Genomic DNA, 17,914 nt, shown 5'->3' with positions numbered 1-17,914 from the left:
GGCTACACCATGGCGTCGGTGACGGGCAGCCCGAACTCGTGCGTGCCGTACATCACGTAGGCGCGCTCGGGATCGTTGGCCGCGTGGACTCGTCCGGCATGCGCGTCACGCCAGAAGCGCTGCAGCGGAGTGCCGTTGGCCAGCGCGGTGGCGCCGGAGGACTCGAAGAGCTTGTCGATCGAGGCGATCACCCGGCCGGTGGCGCGCACCTGGTCGCGCCTGGCCCGCACACGCAGGTCGAACGGCACTTCCTCGCCCGCGACCAGCAGCGCGTACTCCTCGGCCACATTGCCCGAGAGCTGCCGCCAGGCGGCATCGATATCGCTGGCGGCCTCGGCGACACGCACCTTGGCGAACGGGTCGTCCTTGGCGTTCTCACCCGCGTATGCCGCGCGCACACGCTTGCCCTGATGCTCGACGTGCGCCTCGTAGGCGCCGTAGCCCATGCCGACGATCGGAGTGGAGATGGTGGTGGGATGGATTGTGCCCCACGGCATCTTGTACACCGGATCGGGATTCTGCGCGAGACCGGGCGAGCGGCCCTCGCTCATCGCGCGGAAGCTGAGGAAGCGGTGCGTCGGCACGAAGACGTCCTCCACCACAACGGTGTTGGATCCGGTGCCGCGCAGGCCGACCACATTCCACACGTCGTCGATGCGGTACTCCGAGCGCGGAATCAGGAAGCTGCCGAAGTCGACCGGCTTGCCGTTCTTGATGACGGGTCCGCCGAGCACGGCCCAGGTCGCGTGATCGGAGCCCGAGGACCACGCCCACGACCCGCGCACGATGTACCCGCCGTCGACCGCCTGGCCCATGCCCATGGGGGCGTACGACGAGGAGATCCGCACGTCGGTGTCCTCACCCCACACCTCTTCCTGTGCGGCCTGGTCGAACAGTGCGAGGTGCCAGTTGTGCACGCCGATGATGCCCGCCACCCAGCCCGTCGACCCACAGGCGCTGGCGATGCGGCGCACGGAGTCGTAGAAGACCACCGGGTCGGCGGCATGCCCGCCCCACTGCTTGGGCTGCAGCAGCCGGAAGAACCCGGTCTCCTGCAGTGCCTTCATGGATTCGTCGGGTATGCGGCGCAGGTCTTCGGCCTCCTGCGCGCGTTCGCGCAGCGTCGGCAGCAGCGCCTCGACCCGTTCGGTCACTTCTTGCGTCATTTCGCCAGCCCGTTCCTGCCCTGTCGGAATCGACAAACTGTTCTCGTTCGTCTCTGAGACTAGAACAGGTTCCCATTCCTGTCGAGAAGGGAATAACGCGGACAGCTAGCGTGAACCGGCCGTATTTTGTAACGTGTTCTAGTGAAGAAGGAGGGTTCGGGATGGCAGTCAACCCCAAGGTGAGAGAACTCGATGTCGGTACCACGCCGACCAGGTTCGCGCGCGGCTGGCACTGCGTCGGTCTCGCGAAGACGTTCCGCGACGGTAAACCGCACGCGGTCGAGATCTTCGGAACCAAACTCGTGATCTGGGCCGATACGTCCGACCAGCTCCGCGTGCTCGACGCCTACTGCAGGCATATGGGCGGTGACCTGAGCATGGGCTCGGTGAAGGGCGACGACATCGCCTGCCCGTTCCACGACTGGCGCTGGGGGGCGAGCGGCAAGTGCACCGCGATCCCCTACGGCCGCCGGGTGCCGCCGCTGGCGCGCACACGCAAGTGGACGACGCTGGAACGCAACGGTCAGCTGTTCGTCTGGCACGACCACGAGGGCAACGAACCGCCGCCCGAGGTCACGATCCCCCACATCGAGGGCGTGTACACCGACGCGGACGGCAACCCGAGCGAAACCCACGACAGCGGCTGGACCGACTGGACGTGGAACTCGCTGCTGATCGAGGGCGCGAATTGCCGCGAGATCATCGACAACGTCGTGGACATGGCGCACTTCTTCTACATCCACTACGCCTTCCCGACGTACTTCAAGAACGTCTTCGAAGGCCATGTGGCGACGCAGTTCCTGGAGACGAAGGGTCGCCCGGATGTGGGCATGGCGGCCAAGCACGGCGGTGAGACGCTGCTCAAGTCGGAGGCGTCGTACTTCGGGCCGTCCTACATGATCAACCCGCTGATCAACATCTACAGCGGGTACGAGATGAAGGTCGTGCTGATCAACTGCCACTACCCGGTCACCCAGGACTCGTTCGTGCTGCAATGGGGCCTGACCGTCGAGAAACCCAAGGGCATCGACGACGAGACCGCGACCAAACTGGCCAACACGATGACCACGTTCTTCGGCGACGGCTTCCTCCAGGACGTGGAGATCTGGAAGCACAAGTCCAAGGTCGAGAATCCGCTGCTGTGCGAGGAGGACGGCCCGGTCTACCAGCTGCGGCGCTGGTACGACCAGTTCTACGTGGACATCGCCGATGTCACCGAGAAGATGACCCAGCGCTTCGAGTTCGAGGTCGACACGACCAAGGCGAACGAGGCGTGGGAGGCCGAGGTCGCCGAGAACCTGCGCCGCAAGGCCGAGGAAGCGGGCGTGTGACATGACCTGGGCCAAGGCACCGGATTTCGCCGATCAGCCCGCCCGCCGGGCGGCGGTGCGGGCCCAGACCGCCCTCGACCAGCAACGGTATCTCGACGAAGGCCTGACACCCCTGCGGTGTCAGGCCTGCGACACCGAGGTGCTGGTGCGCAAGTACAGCGCGCACCAGACCTCGGTGCAGTGGACCGAACGGCCCGAAACGCGCTGTCCGGTCTTCGCCGAACTGAGTTCCCACGGTGCCCGGCCCGGTCGGCCGGACACCTGTCCGTCGCTACAGAAGACGATCGAGTGGGCGGTCGACGAGGGCGTGCTCGAGGTCCCCGAATAACCTCAGTCGCCGACGGTGAGCGCCTGGGCTTCCTCGATGCTGTGCGGCGCGGGGTCGTGGTCGTCGATGTGGGCCAGGGCGCCGCGCCCGAGGAACAGAACGGTGACCCCGGCGGCGGTGCACGCCGCGCCGAGCCAGAACGGCAGGGACACGCTGTGCTCGCCGAGCTTGCCCGCCACCCAGGGCGCGGCCGCGCCGCCGGCGAACCGGACGAAGCTGTAGGCCGCCGACGCGGTCGACCGCTCGACCGGCGCGGAGATCATCACGGCCTCGGTGATGAGGGTGTTGTTCACGCCGAGGAACAGCCCGGCGACCACGACCCCGACGATCAGCACGATCTTGTGCTCGGCGTACAGCGCCATGAGCGCCAGGTCGGCGGCGAACAAACCGAGGGACAGCCCCATCATCGGCAGCGTGCCGAAGCGCGCCTGCAGCTTCGGGGCGAGGAACACCGAGGCCACCGCGAGCATCACGCCCCACCCGAAGAAGATGAAACCGATCGCGTAGGTGCCCATGTCGAGGGGGAACGGCGTGTAGGCGAGCAAAGTGAAGAAGCCGAAGTTGTAGAGCAACGCGGTGATGCTGACGGTGAGCAGCCCGCGGTGCCGCAGCGCCTTGAACGGCGCGCTGATCGAGGTGGGGGTCGCGGGCTTGGGCAGTTCGGGCAGCAGCAAGACGATCGCGACGAAGGCGACGGCCATCAGCACGGACACGCCGAAGAACGGCCCGCGCCAGCTGATCCCACCGAGTACCCCACCGAGCAGTGGTCCGGTCGCGATGCCGATACCGAGGGCCGCCTCGTAGAGGATGATCGCCTTGGCGACGCCACCCGTTGCCGCCCCGACGATGGTGGCCAGCGCGGTCGCGATGAACAGGGCGTTGCCGAGACCCCACCCGGCACGGAAGCCGATGATCTCGCCGATGGTGCTCGACATGCCCGCCAGCGCGGCGAACACGATGATGATCGCCAGGCCCGACAGCAGGGTCTTCTTGGCGCCGAAGCGACTGGAGACGACGCCGGTGACCAGCATGGCGATGCCGGTGACGGCCATGTAGCTGGTGAACAGCAGCGAGACCTGCGAGGGGCTGGCGTTCAGCTGTTCGCCGATGGGTTTGAGGATGGGATCGACGAGGCCGATGCCCATGAACGCGATGACGCTGGCGAAGGCGACGGCCCAGACGGCTTTCGGCTGGCCGGTGGAGGCGGCCGCGGCGTCGCTGTCGCGAGTCAACGGAGAGATGCTCATGAGCGCTCCTGGTTGCTTCACTGGTGACCGCGGGCAACCGCGCGCAGGGCTGTCAGCAGGTCGTTCATGTCGGTGTCGAGCCGGATCAGCCGGTCGAGGTCGAAATCGGCGAGTCCGGGCGCCAAGGCGGCCGCGTAGGCACGTCTGGCGCGGGTGAGGCGGGTCCGGCCCGCCGGGGTGAGTTCGACGCGCACTGCCCGCGAGTCCCTCGGGTCCTTGGTGCGGGTGGCGAATCCGTCGGCGACGAGCCGACCGAGCAGCGCCGTTGCCGCCGGTTGTGAGCATCGATCGATGCGGGCGAATTCGCTGACCCGCAGGCCGTCGTGCTCCTCGAGCACGGCGAGGGCGCGCAGCATCGCGCGGGGCAGGTCGTCGGAGCTGACCGCCCCGGCGAGCCGGGTGAGCCGACCGGCAGTGACCAACAGGTCGACCACGATGTCGTCTGCTGATGGCTGCTCGTTCTGCTGCACAGGAAAATTATTGCATAAGCTAACTATCTAAATCAGGCAGGTGCGCCGTGAAACGGGCCACAACGTACGAAACCCCAGCTCCGGGGGTCGGAGCTGGGGTTTCAGGAGGGCACGGTCAAGCGGCGATCGGACGGCGCGCGGTCCCGAACAGTTCCGCGGTGGCGTGTGCCCGCTTGAAGTACAGGTGGGCGTCGTGTTCCCAGGTGATGGCGATACCGCCGTGCAACTGGATGGTCTCGGCGGCTACCGTGCTGAACGCCTCGGTGCAGTAGGTGCGGGCCACCCACACGTCCTCGGCGGCCGAATCACTACCCGCCGCCAGCGATTGGGCGGCCAGCAGCGCGGCTGATTCCGCCGATTCGACGAGCACGTACATATCGGCCATGCGGTGCTTGAGCGCCTGGAAGCTGCCGATCGGCCTGCCGAACTGCACGCGCGCGCTGGTGTATTCGACCGTCATCTCGAGGCAGCGGCGTGCCGCGCCGACCTGTTCGGCGGCCAGTGCCGCCCACGCGATGTCGCGCAGCCGGGTGCCCGGGTCGCCGAGCCTGGTCGCCGGGGTTTCGGTGAAGGTGATGCTCGCCAGGGCGCGGGTGTGGTCGAGTCCAGGAGTCGGCGTCACAGTGACACCGGCCGCGGTAGGCGAGGTTTCGAACAATCCGTCGGCGGTGAGTACGAGCAGGACGTCCGCCTGGGCGCCGTGCAGCACGTAATGCGCTGTCCCGCTGAGCGATCCGCCTTCCGCGCGAACACCGTAGTCATCCCAACCCTGGGAATCCGCCCAGCACAGCGCGGCCGTGCGAGAGCCTTCGGCGAGGTCGGGAAGCAGCCGCTCGCAAGCCTGTTCATCGCCGGCCAGCAGGACGGCTTGGACACCGAGTACGGCCGAACCGAGCATCGGCACGCCGCTCAGCACCCGACCCAATTCGCCGACGACCATGAGCGATTCGACGAGGCTCGCGCCCACGCCGCCCCACTGCTCCGGCACCGCGAGGGCCGCGACCCCCACCTGCTCGCACAGCAGCTGCCACAACTTCGGGTCGTACCCGAGGTCGCTGTCCATCGCCGCGCGAAGGGCTTCCGGAGTCGCGTGCTTGGCCAGCAGCGCCCGCACCGACGAGCGGAATTCGAGCAGTTCATTCGATGACATGGGATTCCTCGGTGCGAAGGGCGGTGGCGATGCGCGCGCGGTGGAAGTCGGCGGTCCCCCAGGCGGTGCGCAGGGCGGCTACCCTGGTGAGCCACAGCGACAGGTCGCATTCGGCGGTGTAGCCGATGGCGCCGTGTACCTGCAGACCCGCCCGCGAGGCACGGTGGGCGGCATCGCCGCAGGCCACCAGCGCTGCCGAGACATCGCGGGCGCGGTCGGCGGAGTCGAGGGTGAGTGCGGCGCGGTACAGCAGCGGCTCCGCCAGATCCAGCGCGATCCGCACATCCGCGAGCTGCTGCTTCACGGCCTGGAATTCGCCGATGAATCGACCGAACTGCTTGCGCTGCTTGGCATAAGCGGTGGTCTGATCGAGGATAGCCCGGCCTGCACCGAGCAGTTGCGCGGCACAGGCCAGCACACCCAGGTCGAAGGCGAAGTCGACGGCGTCCTCGGCCGCCTCCGCCAGCACCTCATCGCGCAACGCTGCGAACAGCTTGCGGGCGGGATCGATCGACGCGATCACCGCCGCACTCTCGAACCGGCGCGCGCCGTGTTCGCCGGAGCGCTCAGCTGCGGCGTCCTGCGTAGGCGCCTCGTCGGGACGTGCGGGTCGACCTGTGGAGACGTGTGCACTACCGGCGACCAACACGAGGTCGGCGGTATCCGCGTCGAGCGCGACGGTGCGGCCGCCGTGCTCGAAGGCGATGGTGCCGAGCAATTCACCAGTCGCCACCCCCGACAGCCAGCGCTCCGCGGCGGCGGGGAGATGTGGCAGCAGAGCGGGAATCACGGCGGCGGATTCGATCACCGGACCCGGTACGGCCGCGCGCCCGAGTTCGATCAGTGCCACCACCAGGTCGACCGGCGTGGCATCCGCGCCGTCGTGTTCCTCGTCGACGATCAGGCCGAATACCCCCATGTCGGCGACCTGCCGCAGGATCGCGCGGCCACGGGCGGTGTCGCCCTCGGACCAGGCGCGCACGGCGGCGGGCACCTGCCCCGCGTCGAGGATCTTGCGCAGCTCCGCGGCGAAGTCGAGCTGCTCGGTACTGAGGGCGAATCTCATCGCACACCTCCTGTTGTCGGGTGGTCGATTCGACTCACATCGTTCGACGTCCGGGTCGCGGGCCCAGTGGTCGCGGCGAGAGAGGTCCGGCCGACGCCGGGGACCTCGCGCCGGTGGGTGGAGAAGTTGAACTGTGTCCGAGCATGCGGGAGGTCGATCGCAGAGCCGGGGGCGCCGCCGAGCTCGTCGCGGGCGGCGCGCACCTCACCTGTGCGCTGCTCGAGATGCAGCAGGAAGCGGGCGTTCATCGCTTGCTCTCCCGTGGCAGGCCGAGGAGGCGTTCGGCGATGATGTTGCGCTGGATCTCGTTGGTGCCCGCGTAGATCGGGCCCGCGAGGGAGAACAGATAGCCGTCGGTCCACGAACTGCGTTGCTCGGCTGCCGCTCCGAGGAGGTCGAGGCCTGTTTCGTGCATGGCGATGTCGAGGTCGGACCAGAAGACCTTGGTGATCGAGGATTCGGCGCCGAGCTGGCCACCGTCCTGCAGGCGGGTGACCGTGCCGAACGTGTGCAGCCGGTAGGCCTCGGCCCCGAGCCAGGCGTCGACCACGGCGCTGCGGGCGGCGGTATCGGCGGGGTCGCAGGTCTGCTGCCACAGGTCGATCAGGCGTTGGGCGGTGGCGCTGAACCGGCCGGGACTGCGCAGGGAGAGACCACGCTCGTTGCTCGAGGTGGCCATCGCCACCCGCCAACCCTCGTTCGGTGCGCCGATCACGTCGTGGTCGGGGACGAAGACGTCGTCGAGGAAGATCTCGGCGAAGCCGGGTTCGCCGTCGAGCTGGGGGATCGGGCGCACGCTCACGCCCTCGGCGGTGAGCGGGAACATCACGTAGGTCAGCCCGTGATGACGCTGCGCCTCGGGGTCGCTGCGGAACAGGCCGAAGGCCCAATCCGCGTAGGACGCACGGGAACTCCACGTCTTCTGGCCGTTGAGAACCCAGCCGCCCTCGGTGCGCCGGGCGGTCGAGCGCAGGCCCGCGAGGTCGCTACCCGCCTCGGGCTCCGACCAGGCCTGCGCCCAGATGTCCTCGCCGCGAGCCATTCTCGGCAGGATCCGGGCCAGTTGCTCCTCGGTGCCGTGCTCGAACAGCGTCGGCGCGAGCAGGAAGATGCCGTTCTGGGCCACCCGGCCGGGTGCGCCCGCCGCGTAGTACTCCTGCTCGAACAACACCCATTCGAGAATGGAGGCGTCACGCCCGCCGTACTCGCGCGGCCACGACACCGCCGAGAGCCGCGCCTCGGCCAGCGTCGCCTCCCATGCACGATGGGCCGCGAAGCCTTCCGCGGTGTCCATGGACGGCAGCGGTTCGCGCGGCACATGGGCGGCGAGGAATTCGCGCACCTCGAGCTGGAACTGTGTGGCTGCCTCGTCGATCTCGAGATCCATCTACTTCGACCCGTTCTGTTCGGCCGCGGCGGTCTTCATCGTCTTGGCGTTCATCCCGCCCAGCGAATCGGCGCCGACCTCGGCATTGTGCGCGTGCGCGAAATGGTGCAGTCCGAAGACCGAGTCCATACCCGAGCGCATCCCCATCAGATCCTCGGCCTGGTTCACCGCCTTCTTGGTGAGCGCGAGCCCGAACTGCGGCATGGTGGCGATCTTCTCGGCGAGCGCGATGGTTTCGGATTCCAGCTCCTCACGCGGCACGACCCGGTTCACCATGCCCCACTCCTTGGCCTGCGCGGCCCCGAACCGGTCACCGGTGAACAGGAACTCCTTGGCCGCGCGCGGGCCCATCACCCACGGATGTGCGAAGTACTCCACGCCCGGAATGCCCATGCGCACAACGGGATCGGAGAAGAAGGCGTCGTCGGAGCAGACGATCAGATCGCACACCCAGGCCAGCATCAGCCCACCGGCGATGCACGCGCCCTGCACCATCGCGATCGTCGGCTTGGGGATCTCGCGCCAGCGCCTGCACATGCCGAGATACACCTCGGTCTCGCGGGCGAACCGCTGGTCGCCGCCGGCGCGGTCGACGTGGTCCCACCACAGCGCGGCCTTGTTCTCGTAGTGCGCGTCGTGGTCGCGGCCCGGTGTGCCGATATCGTGCCCGGCGCTGAAGTGTTTTCCGTTGCCCGCGAGCACGATCACCTTCACCGCGGCATCCTCGACCGCGCGCACGAACGCGGCGTCGAGGGCGTAGGTCATCTTCGAGTTCTGCGCGTTGCGGAAATCGGGCCGATTCATGGTGATGACAGCCACCGGTCCGCGCACCTCGTAGGTGACGACCTCGGTTTCGGAACTCACGACTTCTCCTCACGTAGCTCGCGCTTGAGCACCTTGCCCGCCGCGCTGTAGGGCAGCCGGTCGCGGAACTCGACGAACCGGGGCACCTTGAAATTCGCCAGATGGGCGCTCGCATGGGCGAGCACGTCGTCGGCGGTCAGGTTCGTGTCCGGCTTGCGGACGACGAACGCCATGCCGACCTCGCCCATCCGCTCGTCGGGCACCCCGATCACGGCGGACTCGGCGACACCGTCGAGGCGGGCGAGGGTCTGCTCGATCTCGGCGGGGTAGACGTTGAATCCGCCGGTGATGTACATGTCCTTGAGCCGGTCGGTGATCTTGAGATAGCCGCGGTCGTCCACCACGCCGATGTCACCGGTGTGCAGCCAGCCGTCGGCGTCGATGGCCTCGGCGGTGGCCTCGGGGTCGTCGAGGTAACCGAGCATCACATTGGGGCCACGCAGCAGTACCTCACCGTTGTCGGCCAGGCGCAGTTCGAAGCCGGCGATGGGCTTGCCGCAGGTGTTGGCGATGGTCTCGGCGTCGTCGTCGGGGTCGCACATGGTGCCGAAGCCCGCGGTTTCCGACAGTCCGTAGGCGGTAATGACCACCTCGAAGTCGAGGTCGTCGCGCATCCGCTCGATCAGCACCACCGGCACGGTCGCCGCGCCGGTCACCGCGACGCGCAGCGAAGAGAGGTCACGCTCGCCGCGCTCGGGGTGGTCGAGGATGGTCTGGTAGATCGTCGGCGGGCCGGTGAGCACCGTGATCCGCTCGGACTCGACGAGGCGCAGCGCGGCCGGGACGTCGAATGTCGCCTGCGGCACGATCGTGGCCCCGGTGACCAGGCACGCGAGGATGCCCGCCTTGTATCCGAAGTTGTGGAAGAAGGGCGGAATCACCAGGTAGCGGTCGCCCGCGCGCACGGTCGAGCAGGCGCACCAGGCACGCACCACATCCAGGGCCTGCCGATGGGCGACCAGGGTGCCTTTGCTGCGGCCGGTGGTGCCCGAGGTGAAGAGGATGTCGGAGATGTCGTCGGGGGAGACCTGCGTTGCCCGTGCTTCGCCGTCGGCCTCGGTGACCCGCTCGGCCTCGGCGAGGAAATCGTCCCAGGTGAGCGAGCCGGTCCCGGTGGCCGCGCCCGGCTCGACCGGGATGACGACAACCGTCGCGATGGTCGATTCCGGTGCTTCGGCGAGCAGTTCGGCCACCCGGTCGCGCCCGAGGAACGGCCCGGCGACGAACAGCGCCTTCGCATCGACCCGGCTCAGCACGTCGGCCGCCTCGGCCGCCACGTACCGGGTGTTGAGCGGCACGAGCGCGGCACCGGCCGAATGCGCGGCGAGTGCGGCAACCACCCAGTGATGGGTATTGGGTGCCCACATGGCGACCCGGTCGCCGGGTTCGATGCCGCGGGCGATGAGCGCGCGCGCCGCGATCCGGACCTGGTCGAGCAGCTCTGCCCACGTCAGGCGGGTTTCGCCGTCGACGATGGCAGGCTCGTGCGGATACGCCGCGGCGGTCTGGCGCAGCGCCTGCGGAATGGTCTGTGCAGCGGGTGTCACGGGGTCCTCACCGTTGTGCGGTTCGCTGTTCTTTACGAAGCAGCTAACAAAGCAAGTGCTTGGTAGGTTACTCTACCGTGGTGGGCGTGATCCAGACCGCAGATTCAGTTACCTCCGACGCGGAGTTCCGTGCGGAGATCCGGGAGTGGCTTGCCGAAAACCTCGCGGGCGAGTTCGCCGACCTGCGCGGTACCGGCGGACCGGGCCGAGAACACGAGCACTTCGAGCGACGGCTGGCCTGGGATCGTCATCTCGCCGCCGCCGGCTGGACGTGCCTCGGCTGGCCGGTGGAGTACGGCGGCCGCGACGAGAGCGTCGCCAGGCAGGTGATCTTCCACGAGGAGTACGCCAAGGCCGACGCGCCCGCGCGGGTCTCGCACGTGGGTGAGGAACTGCTCGGGCCGACCGTGCTCGCCTTCGGCACCGAGGAGCAGAAGAAGCGCTTCCTGCCCGGCGTCCGTTCGGTCGGCGAGCTGTGGTGTCAGGGCTACTCCGAACCGGGCGCGGGTTCCGACCTGGCGGCCGTGTCGACGACCGCCCGCCTCGACGGCGACCAGTGGGTGATCAACGGCCAGAAGATCTGGACCTCGCTGGCCCACGTGGCCGACTGGTGCTTCGTGATCGCCCGCACCGAACGCGGGTCGACCCGTCATCACGGCCTGTCCTACCTGCTCGTCCCGATGAACCAGCCGGGCATAACCGTTCGCCCGATCCAGCAGCTCACCGGCACTTCGGAATTCAACGAGGTGTATTTCGACGACGCCCGCACCGACGCGGACCTGGTCGTCGGCGCGCCCGGCGACGGCTGGCGAATCGCCATGGGCACCTTGACCTTCGAGCGCGGCATCTCCACGCTCGGCCAGCAGATCCGCTTCGCCCGCGAGCTCACCGACATCGAGGACCTCGCCCGCCGCACCGGCGCCGCCGACGACCCGCTGATCGCCGCGCGTTTCGACCGCGCCTGGGTGGGACTGCGGGTGCTGCGCGCCCACGCGCTGCGCACCATGAGCGACGAGAACGACGCGGGCGGGGCGTCGGTGTCGAAGTTGTTGTGGGCCAATTGGCATCGCGATCTCGGCGAGCTGGCCATGGCGGTGCAGGGCGCCGCCGGCTTGGTGATCCCCGACGACGACATGACCGCCTGGCAGCGGCTGTACCTGTTCAGCCGCGCCGACACCATCTACGGAGGTTCGAACGAAGTGCAGCGCAACATCATCGCCGAGCGGGTGCTCGGTCTGCCGCGCGAGGCCCGACCGTGACCGGCCCGCTCGCCACCCCGCCCGCGCCCATCCCCGGCCACGGTCTGCTCACCGGCCGCAAGGGTGTCGTCACGGCCGCCGCCGGAACCGGCATCGGCTCGGCCACCGCCCGCAGGCTTCTGTCCGAGGGCGCCGATGTGGTGGTATCCGATTGGCACGAGCGGAGATTGGGTGAAACCGCCGAGCTGCTCGCCAAGGAATTCCCGGAGCGCACCGTCGGTGCCGTGGTGTGCGATGTGCGCGACACCGCCCAGGTGAATCAGCTGCTCACCGCCGCTGCCGCCGAACTCGGTCGCATCGACGTCATGATCAACAACGCCGGCCTCGGCGGCGAGACCCCCGTGGTCGACATGACCGACGAGCAGTGGGACCAGGTCCTCGACATCACCCTCACCGGCACCTTCCGCTGCACGCGCGCGGCGCTCGGCTACTTCCGCGACGCGGGCCACGGCGGGGTGATCGTCAACAACGCCAGCGTGCTCGGCTGGCGAGCCCAGCACGGCCAGGCGCACTACGCCGCGGCCAAGGCGGGGGTGATGGCGCTGACCAGGTGCAGCGCGATCGAAGCCGCCGAATTCGGGGTGCGCATCAATGCCGTCGCGCCGAGCATCGCGCGGCACCCGTTCCTGGACAAGGTCAGCTCATCGGAACTGCTCGACAACCTCAGTGAGCGTGAGGCTTTCGGGCGCGCGGCCGAGCCGTGGGAGGTCGCGGCGACGATCGCCATGCTGGCCAGCGACTACACCTCGTACCTGACCGGTGAGGTGGTTTCCGTGAGTAGTCAGCGCGCATGACGGCAGCAGCGTGCCAAGCAAGTGCTTGGTTGTACGATGTCTAGGGTGACCGCACCCGACACCGCGAAACGTACCCGCCGCGACGAACTGCTCGCCCTCGCCGCCGACCTGTTCGCCGAGCGCGGCCTGCGCGCCACCACGGTGCGCGATATCGCCGATTCGGCGGGCATTCTCTCGGGCAGTCTCTACCACCATTTCGATTCCAAGGAATCGATGGTCGACGAGATCCTGCGCGGCTTCCTCGACGACCTGTTCGGCCGCTATCGCGAGATCGCGGCCGCCGGGCTCAGCTCGCGGGCGACCCTCGAGGCCCTGGTCCTCGCCTCCTACCAGGCGTTCGACCGGCATCATGCCGCCGTCGCGATCTACCAGGCCGAGGCCAAGAACCTGCGTGACGTGGAACGTTTCGGCTACATCCGTGACTTCAACACCGAGTTCCGCGACCTGTGGCACCGGGTGCTCGCCGCCGGTGTCGCCGACGGCAGTTTCCGGCCCGAACTCGACGTGGAACTGGCCTTCCGCTTCCTGCGCGACACCGTGTGGGTCGCGGTCCGCTGGTACACCCCCGGCGGCCCCATCACCGTGAAAAACCTTGCCTCGCAATATCTGACCATCGTGCTCGACGGGCTCACCGTGCCCGCGAGCGACGCGCCTTAGGAGTACCCCATGACCGCACCCGCCGAGCGCCGCCCCTACACCCCGTTGCGGGAGGCCTATGTGATCGATGCGGTGCGGACCGCCGTCGGCAAGCGTGGCGGCGCGCTGGCCGGTGTGCACCCGGCCGACCTCGGCGCCGCCGCACTGCGCGGACTCGTCGAGCGCACCGGTATCGACCCGGCTGTCGTCGACGACGTGATCGTCGGCTGTGTCGACAACATCGGCCCGCAGGCGGGCAATATCGGTCGCACGATGTGGCTGACCGCGGGTTTCCCGGAGGAGGTTCCCGGTGTCACCGTCGACCGGCAGTGCGGTTCCAGCCAGCAGGCCATCAATTTCGGCGCCCAGGCGATCATGAGCGGCACCGCCGAGGTGATCGTCGCGGGCGGTGTGCAGAACATGAGCGCGATCCCGATCTCGGCGGCCATGCTCGCGGGCAAGGAGTACGGATTCGACTCGCCCTTCGTCGGCGCCACCGGCTGGGATCAGCGCTACGGCACCGGCGAGGTCTCGCAGTTCCGTGGCGCCGAGCTGATCGCCGAGAAGTGGGGCATCACCCGCGAGGACATGGAGCAGTGGGCGCTGCGCAGCCATCAGCGGGCGCGGGCGGCCATCGCCGAGGGCCGCTTCGAGGCCGAGATCGTGCCGGTCGGTGACTTCGCCGTCGACCAGGGCCCGCGCGAGACCAGCCTCGAGAAGATGGCCACGCTGCAACCGCTGAGCGAGGGCAGCCCGCTCACCGCCGCCGTGGCCAGCCAGATCTCCGACGGTGCGAGCGCGACATTGCTCGCCTCCGAGTGGGCCGTCGAGGAGTACGGGCTCACCCCGCGGGCGCGCATCCATCACGTCAGCGCGCGCGGCGCCGACCCGATCTTCATGCTGAGCGCACCCATTCCGGCCACTCAGTGGGCGCTGGAGAAGACCGGGCTCACCATCGACGACATCGATGTCATCGAGATCAACGAGGCGTTCGCGCCGGTGGTGCTGGCCTGGATCAAGGAGATCGGCGCCGATCCGGCGAAGGTCAATGTCAACGGCGGTGCCATCGCACTCGGTCATCCGCTCGGTGCGACCGGCGCCAAGCTGTTCGCCACCCTGCTGCACGAGCTCGAGCGGGTGAACGGCCGCTACGGTCTGCTCACCATCTGTGAGGGCGGCGGCACCGCGAACGTCACCATTATCGAAAGGCTCGGCGCGAGCGAGTAATTCGCCGCGACGCCGACGACGGCCCGGTACCGGACACTCCGGTACCGGGCCGTCGTGCGTCGGCGGACTTGCGGGTGATTGGCCGGTCGTCGACACTGAACGGTTGCTCTCCCGGCGCCACCGCGATAACGCGTTGGCGCAGTGGGTAAGCCATGTGCTGAAGCGGTGCCGGTCAGGTACCGCTCGTGGAAACAGGGAACAGGAATTTCGAATGGGTTACCCACAACCGCCCAACCCGTATCAAGGTCGGCCAGGTCAGCCGATGCAGCCTGGTCAGCCGTATCCGGGCCAGCCGATGCCGGGTCAGCCCTACCCGCAGGGTCAGCCCTACCCCCAGGGCCAGCCCTACCCGCAGGGACAGCCGTACCCGCAGGGGCAGCCGTACCCGCAGGGGCAGCCGTACGGCGCGCCCGGTGGTTACGGGCAGCCGCCGCGCCAGTCGGGCGGCGGCGGCAAGATCGTTCTCGTCCTCGGCGGTCTGGTCGTGCTGGTCGCGATCGCGGTCGGCGCGATCTACATGTTCGGCGGTGGTGGCGGTCCCCTCGGAGGTGGCGGTTACGACACCCCGCGCGCGGCAGCGCAGGCCTGGGTCGACAAGGAGGGCGAACTCGAAGACCTGGTGTGCGCCTCCGATCGCGACGAGATCGCGAAGTACGAGAACCAGGCCACGCCGACCAAGGCACCGTCGGGCGGCGGTGCACCGAGCGTGACGACGACGCTGAAGAGCGTGGATGTGGCCTCCGGCAGCAAGTCCGGGACGTTCACCACGGCGATGAGCATGACGATCCTCGGCCAGAGCACGACCTCCACCGCGACCTACAAACTGGTCGAAGAGGACGGCGGTTGGCGGGTGTGCGGAATCCTCAACCCGACCATCGAAACGGAGTGAGTGCGGCGGGCCGGTCCGAGAGGGCCGGCCCGCGCACCCTGTCGAGGGCGCCGGGCACCGGGCCTACGATGGGAGCGGTGAAGGTGCTCGGAGCGTGCCCACTCGATTGTCCCGATGCCTGCTCGTGGGTGGTGACGGTCGAGGACGGCGTCGCGACCGGCCTGCGGGGCAACAAGGAACACCCGGTCACGCGCGGTGCGCTGTGCGTGAAGGTGAACCGTTACCTGGAGCAGGTCGGCGCGCAGGACCGGCTCAGATACCCACTGCGCCGGGTAGGTCCCAAGGGTTCCGGACGGTTCGAGCGGATCAGCTGGGACGAGGCGCTCGACGAGATCGCCACCCGGCTCACCGGCATCATCGACGAATACGGCGCCGAGGCGATCTGGCCGTTCCACGGCACCGGCAGCCTCGGCTACCTCCAGGGCCTCGAGGGGTATCCCGGCCGCCGCATGTTCAACGTGCTCGGCGCCTCCCACCATGCGGCGACCATCTGCTCGGTCGCGGGCAGCGCGGGGCTGAGCTACACCCTCGGCACCTCCGGCGGCATGGACCCGGAGGACTTCGCGAAATCGAAGCTGATCCTGCTGTGGGGCACCAACCCGCTCACCTCCGGTCATCACCTGTGGAAGTTCGTGCAGGACAGCGGCGCCTACCTGGTCGCGATCGACCCAGTGCGCACCAAGACCGCCGAACGCTGCGACGAACACCTCGCACCCCTGCCCGGCACCGATGCCGCCCTGGCGCTCGGCCTGCTGCACGTGGTGGTCTCGCTGGGTGCCGAGGACACGGAATTCATCGCCGAGCACACCGAGGGCTGGCCCGAATTCCGTGAGCGCATCATGGAATTCACCCCGGAGCGGGTGGCCGCGATCACCGGCCTCGAGCGCGAACAGATCGTCGCGCTCGGTGAACGGATCGCGGGTACCAGGCCGACCGCCATCCGCGCCTCCCAGGGCATGCAGCGCCACGCCGGTGGCGGGATGGCGCTGCGGGTGCTCGGCTGCCTGCCCGGCGTCACCGGTGACTGGGCGATTCCCGGAGGAGGCCTGCACTATTCGACGAGCGGACACTTCGAACTCGACCTGCCCGCCCTGGTCCGCGACGATCTGCTCCCGCACTCGGTGCGCACCCTATCGATGACCAGGCTCGGTGAGGCCTTGCTCGACGTCGACGACCCGCCGGTGCAGGCGCTGTTCGTGATCGGCGCGAATCCGGTCGGTTCCAATCCGGATCAGCGCCAGGTGATCGAAGGCCTGTCACGCGAAGACCTGTTCACCGTGGTGCTGGAGCATTTCGCCACCGACACGGTCGATTACGCCGACATCGTGCTCCCCGCGACCATGCAACCCGAGCACCTCGACGTGATCGCGGGCTACGGCCACCTGTACCTGGTGTGGAACGAGCCCGCCGTCGAGCCGCCGGGCGAATGCCTTTCCACCACAGAGACTTTCCGCCGACTGTCCCGTCGCCTCGGACTCACCGAACCGGCGCTGTACGAATCGGACGAGGAACTGGCCCGTCAGCTGCTGAAGGGTCACGATCTTGACCGGTTGCGCGCCGACGGCTTCTTGAAGGTGCAGCCGGGGCCCGTCCCCGCGGGAAAACTCCAGTTCGTCTCGCCACGAGCACAATTCGCAGGTCACGACCCGCTACCCACCTACACCCCACCCGCCGACCCCGGCGACGGACTCGTGCTGATTTCCGCCGCCTCGCACTACTTCCTGAACACCACCTTCGGTGCCAACCCCGAATTGCGCCGCCGCGCAGGCGAAACCCGCATCACGCTCCATCCCGATGATGCCGCCGCGCGCGGAATCGCCGACGGCGCCCCGGTGTCGGTCGTCAACGCTCGCGGCTCCTTCGAGGCGATCGCCGAGGTGTCCGACCGTGTCAGACCCGGCGTAGCGGGTACCACGAAGGGACGCTGGGCCAAGGATTCCGGCGGCGCGACCGTCAACGCCACCATCGCCGAACGCGACGCCGACTTCGGCGGCGGCGCGGTCTTCCACGACAACCGGGTGGAGGTGGTACCCCGCTGAGACGAACCGCACGCGATCACCGAACGAAAGGCACGCAGTGATGTGGAAGTACACCGGCCGCGCGACGCTCGTCGCGGCGGCAACCGCAGGACTCCTCCTCGGCGCGACGACCCCCGCCTCGGCAATGACCCCGTTCAAACCCACCTACACCCTCGCCACCGGCTGGACCTGCGCCGGTCAGATCGACGCGACGGCGCTGTCCGGCCAGGGCATCACCAGGTCCGGTGAGGCGGAGATGCGGCTGCGCGGCACGTTCTGGAGCGCGACACCCGGTTCACATCAGAGCGGCTGCACGGTGACGACAACGGTCGAGTGGCGCAATCTCGACACCGGTGCGGGCGGTTCGGCGGCGACTGTCGTGGCAGGCGGTCCGAGCGGGCAGCCCGGCCCCGAGGTCGGCCTGACACTCGCGACGGGCGCCGGGCGGATCGAGGCGACCATCCGCACCACACCACTGGCGCATCTGCCGAGCACCGGGGAGTTCGCGGTCTCCGAATTCTGAGTGGGAGAACAC

Annotated in this window: 18 protein-coding genes; 9 read left to right on the top strand and 9 right to left on the bottom strand. The window is 68.5% G+C overall.

Annotated elements, in window-relative coordinates; all coding sequences use genetic code 11:
- Positions 1-2 precede the first annotated feature (2 nt).
- Positions 3-1,166, bottom strand: a complete 1,164-nt coding sequence (gene hsaA / locus AB0I19_RS15735) for a 3-hydroxy-9,10-secoandrosta-1,3,5(10)-triene-9,17-dione monooxygenase oxygenase subunit (protein WP_067495573.1) — start codon at positions 1,164-1,166, stop codon at positions 3-5.
- A 161-nt stretch (positions 1,167-1,327) separates the two neighbouring features.
- Between hsaA and AB0I19_RS15730 the strand changes: the two genes are divergently transcribed.
- The gene (locus AB0I19_RS15730) at positions 1,328-2,497 is read left to right on the top strand and encodes a Rieske 2Fe-2S domain-containing protein (RefSeq protein WP_357149102.1); all 1,170 of its coding nucleotides are present in this window, start codon (positions 1,328-1,330) and stop codon (positions 2,495-2,497) included.
- A gap of 1 nt (position 2,498) precedes the next feature.
- Entirely contained in the window at positions 2,499-2,825 is a 327-nt protein-coding gene (locus AB0I19_RS15725; RefSeq protein ID WP_357149099.1) for a hypothetical protein, read from the top strand.
- 2 nt (positions 2,826-2,827) lie between these two features.
- Here AB0I19_RS15725 and AB0I19_RS15720 read toward each other — a convergent pair whose 3' ends face one another.
- The 8 genes from AB0I19_RS15720 to AB0I19_RS15685 form a co-directional block, all read right to left on the bottom strand.
- Positions 2,828-4,072: an MFS transporter gene (locus AB0I19_RS15720; protein ID WP_357149096.1), complete on the bottom strand. Its 1,245-nt coding sequence runs from the start codon at positions 4,070-4,072 to the stop codon at positions 2,828-2,830.
- A 17-nt stretch (positions 4,073-4,089) separates the two neighbouring features.
- Complete coding sequence (locus AB0I19_RS15715; protein ID WP_357149093.1) at positions 4,090-4,542, bottom strand: MarR family transcriptional regulator; 453 nt, start codon at positions 4,540-4,542, stop codon at positions 4,090-4,092.
- 115 nt (positions 4,543-4,657) lie between these two features.
- Complete coding sequence (locus tag AB0I19_RS15710; protein ID WP_357149090.1) at positions 4,658-5,692, bottom strand: acyl-CoA dehydrogenase family protein; 1,035 nt, start codon at positions 5,690-5,692, stop codon at positions 4,658-4,660.
- On the bottom strand, positions 5,679-6,758 hold the full coding sequence (locus tag AB0I19_RS15705; RefSeq protein WP_357149087.1) for an acyl-CoA dehydrogenase family protein: 1,080 nt from the start codon (positions 6,756-6,758) through the stop codon (positions 5,679-5,681). Before AB0I19_RS15705 ends, AB0I19_RS15710 begins: the two co-directional genes overlap by 14 nt.
- Positions 6,755-7,006, bottom strand: a complete 252-nt coding sequence (locus AB0I19_RS15700; protein WP_357149085.1) for a hypothetical protein — start codon at positions 7,004-7,006, stop codon at positions 6,755-6,757. The genes AB0I19_RS15705 and AB0I19_RS15700 overlap by 4 nt, the downstream gene beginning before the upstream one ends.
- Positions 7,003-8,145: an acyl-CoA dehydrogenase family protein gene (locus tag AB0I19_RS15695; protein WP_357149082.1), complete on the bottom strand. Its 1,143-nt coding sequence runs from the start codon at positions 8,143-8,145 to the stop codon at positions 7,003-7,005. The genes AB0I19_RS15700 and AB0I19_RS15695 overlap by 4 nt, the downstream gene beginning before the upstream one ends.
- On the bottom strand, positions 8,146-9,009 hold the full coding sequence (locus tag AB0I19_RS15690) for an enoyl-CoA hydratase (protein WP_357149080.1): 864 nt from the start codon (positions 9,007-9,009) through the stop codon (positions 8,146-8,148). It lies immediately after the preceding gene.
- Complete coding sequence (locus tag AB0I19_RS15685) at positions 9,006-10,556, bottom strand: FadD3 family acyl-CoA ligase (RefSeq protein WP_357149077.1); 1,551 nt, start codon at positions 10,554-10,556, stop codon at positions 9,006-9,008. Before AB0I19_RS15685 ends, AB0I19_RS15690 begins: the two co-directional genes overlap by 4 nt.
- 80 nt (positions 10,557-10,636) lie before the next feature.
- On the opposite strand from AB0I19_RS15685, the gene AB0I19_RS15680 reads away from it, so the two are divergent.
- The 7 genes from AB0I19_RS15680 to AB0I19_RS15650 all read left to right on the top strand — a co-directional run bounded on the left by AB0I19_RS15680 (position 10,637) and on the right by AB0I19_RS15650 (position 17,902).
- Positions 10,637-11,815, top strand: coding sequence for an acyl-CoA dehydrogenase family protein (locus tag AB0I19_RS15680; RefSeq protein WP_067640659.1), 1,179 nt, complete (start codon positions 10,637-10,639; stop codon positions 11,813-11,815).
- Positions 11,812-12,609, top strand: a complete 798-nt coding sequence (locus AB0I19_RS15675; RefSeq protein ID WP_357149074.1) for an SDR family oxidoreductase — start codon at positions 11,812-11,814, stop codon at positions 12,607-12,609. Before AB0I19_RS15680 ends, AB0I19_RS15675 begins: the two co-directional genes overlap by 4 nt.
- Before the next feature lie 36 nt (positions 12,610-12,645).
- Entirely contained in the window at positions 12,646-13,266 is a 621-nt protein-coding gene (locus AB0I19_RS15670; RefSeq protein WP_067640663.1) for a TetR/AcrR family transcriptional regulator, read from the top strand.
- 45 nt (positions 13,267-13,311) lie between these two features.
- On the top strand, positions 13,312-14,472 hold the full coding sequence (locus AB0I19_RS15665; RefSeq protein ID WP_067495719.1) for an acetyl-CoA C-acetyltransferase: 1,161 nt from the start codon (positions 13,312-13,314) through the stop codon (positions 14,470-14,472).
- A 211-nt stretch (positions 14,473-14,683) separates the two neighbouring features.
- Positions 14,684-15,361 (top strand): hypothetical protein, encoded by a 678-nt coding sequence (locus AB0I19_RS15660; RefSeq protein ID WP_357149071.1) that lies wholly within the window; start codon positions 14,684-14,686, stop codon positions 15,359-15,361.
- 68 nt (positions 15,362-15,429) lie between these two features.
- Positions 15,430-17,400, top strand: coding sequence for a molybdopterin-dependent oxidoreductase (locus AB0I19_RS15655; RefSeq protein WP_357149068.1), 1,971 nt, complete (start codon positions 15,430-15,432; stop codon positions 17,398-17,400).
- Between the two features lie 40 nt (positions 17,401-17,440).
- Entirely contained in the window at positions 17,441-17,902 is a 462-nt protein-coding gene (locus AB0I19_RS15650) for a hypothetical protein (protein WP_067640670.1), read from the top strand.
- Positions 17,903-17,914 lie beyond the last annotated feature (12 nt).

The organism is Nocardia sp. NPDC050413 (assembly GCF_040655475.1).
GTDB classification, from domain to species: domain Bacteria; phylum Actinomycetota; class Actinomycetes; order Mycobacteriales; family Mycobacteriaceae; genus Nocardia; species Nocardia coubleae.
The sequence above is the reverse complement of the archived record's forward strand: the minus strand, read 5'-3'. Positions and strand labels throughout refer to the sequence as shown.

Bases quoted from the DNA above. Each gene is read 5' to 3' on its own strand.
- hsaA (WP_067495573.1), bottom strand. From the start codon at position 1,166: ATGACGCAAGAAGTGACCGAACGGGTCGAGGCGCTGCTGCCGACGCTG.
- AB0I19_RS15730 (WP_357149102.1), top strand. From the start codon at position 1,328: ATGGCAGTCAACCCCAAGGTGAGAGAACTCGATGTCGGTACCACGCCG.
- AB0I19_RS15725 (WP_357149099.1), top strand. From the start codon at position 2,499: ATGACCTGGGCCAAGGCACCGGATTTCGCCGATCAGCCCGCCCGCCGG.
- AB0I19_RS15720 (WP_357149096.1), bottom strand. From the start codon at position 4,072: ATGAGCATCTCTCCGTTGACTCGCGACAGCGACGCCGCGGCCGCCTCC.
- AB0I19_RS15710 (WP_357149090.1), bottom strand. From the start codon at position 5,692: ATGTCATCGAATGAACTGCTCGAATTCCGCTCGTCGGTGCGGGCGCTG.
- AB0I19_RS15705 (WP_357149087.1), bottom strand. From the start codon at position 6,758: ATGAGATTCGCCCTCAGTACCGAGCAGCTCGACTTCGCCGCGGAGCTG.
- AB0I19_RS15700 (WP_357149085.1), bottom strand. From the start codon at position 7,006: ATGAACGCCCGCTTCCTGCTGCATCTCGAGCAGCGCACAGGTGAGGTG.
- AB0I19_RS15695 (WP_357149082.1), bottom strand. From the start codon at position 8,145: ATGGATCTCGAGATCGACGAGGCAGCCACACAGTTCCAGCTCGAGGTG.
- AB0I19_RS15670 (WP_067640663.1), top strand. From the start codon at position 12,646: ATGTCTAGGGTGACCGCACCCGACACCGCGAAACGTACCCGCCGCGAC.
- AB0I19_RS15660 (WP_357149071.1), top strand. From the start codon at position 14,684: ATGGGTTACCCACAACCGCCCAACCCGTATCAAGGTCGGCCAGGTCAG.
- AB0I19_RS15655 (WP_357149068.1), top strand. From the start codon at position 15,430: ATGGGAGCGGTGAAGGTGCTCGGAGCGTGCCCACTCGATTGTCCCGAT.
- AB0I19_RS15650 (WP_067640670.1), top strand. From the start codon at position 17,441: ATGTGGAAGTACACCGGCCGCGCGACGCTCGTCGCGGCGGCAACCGCA.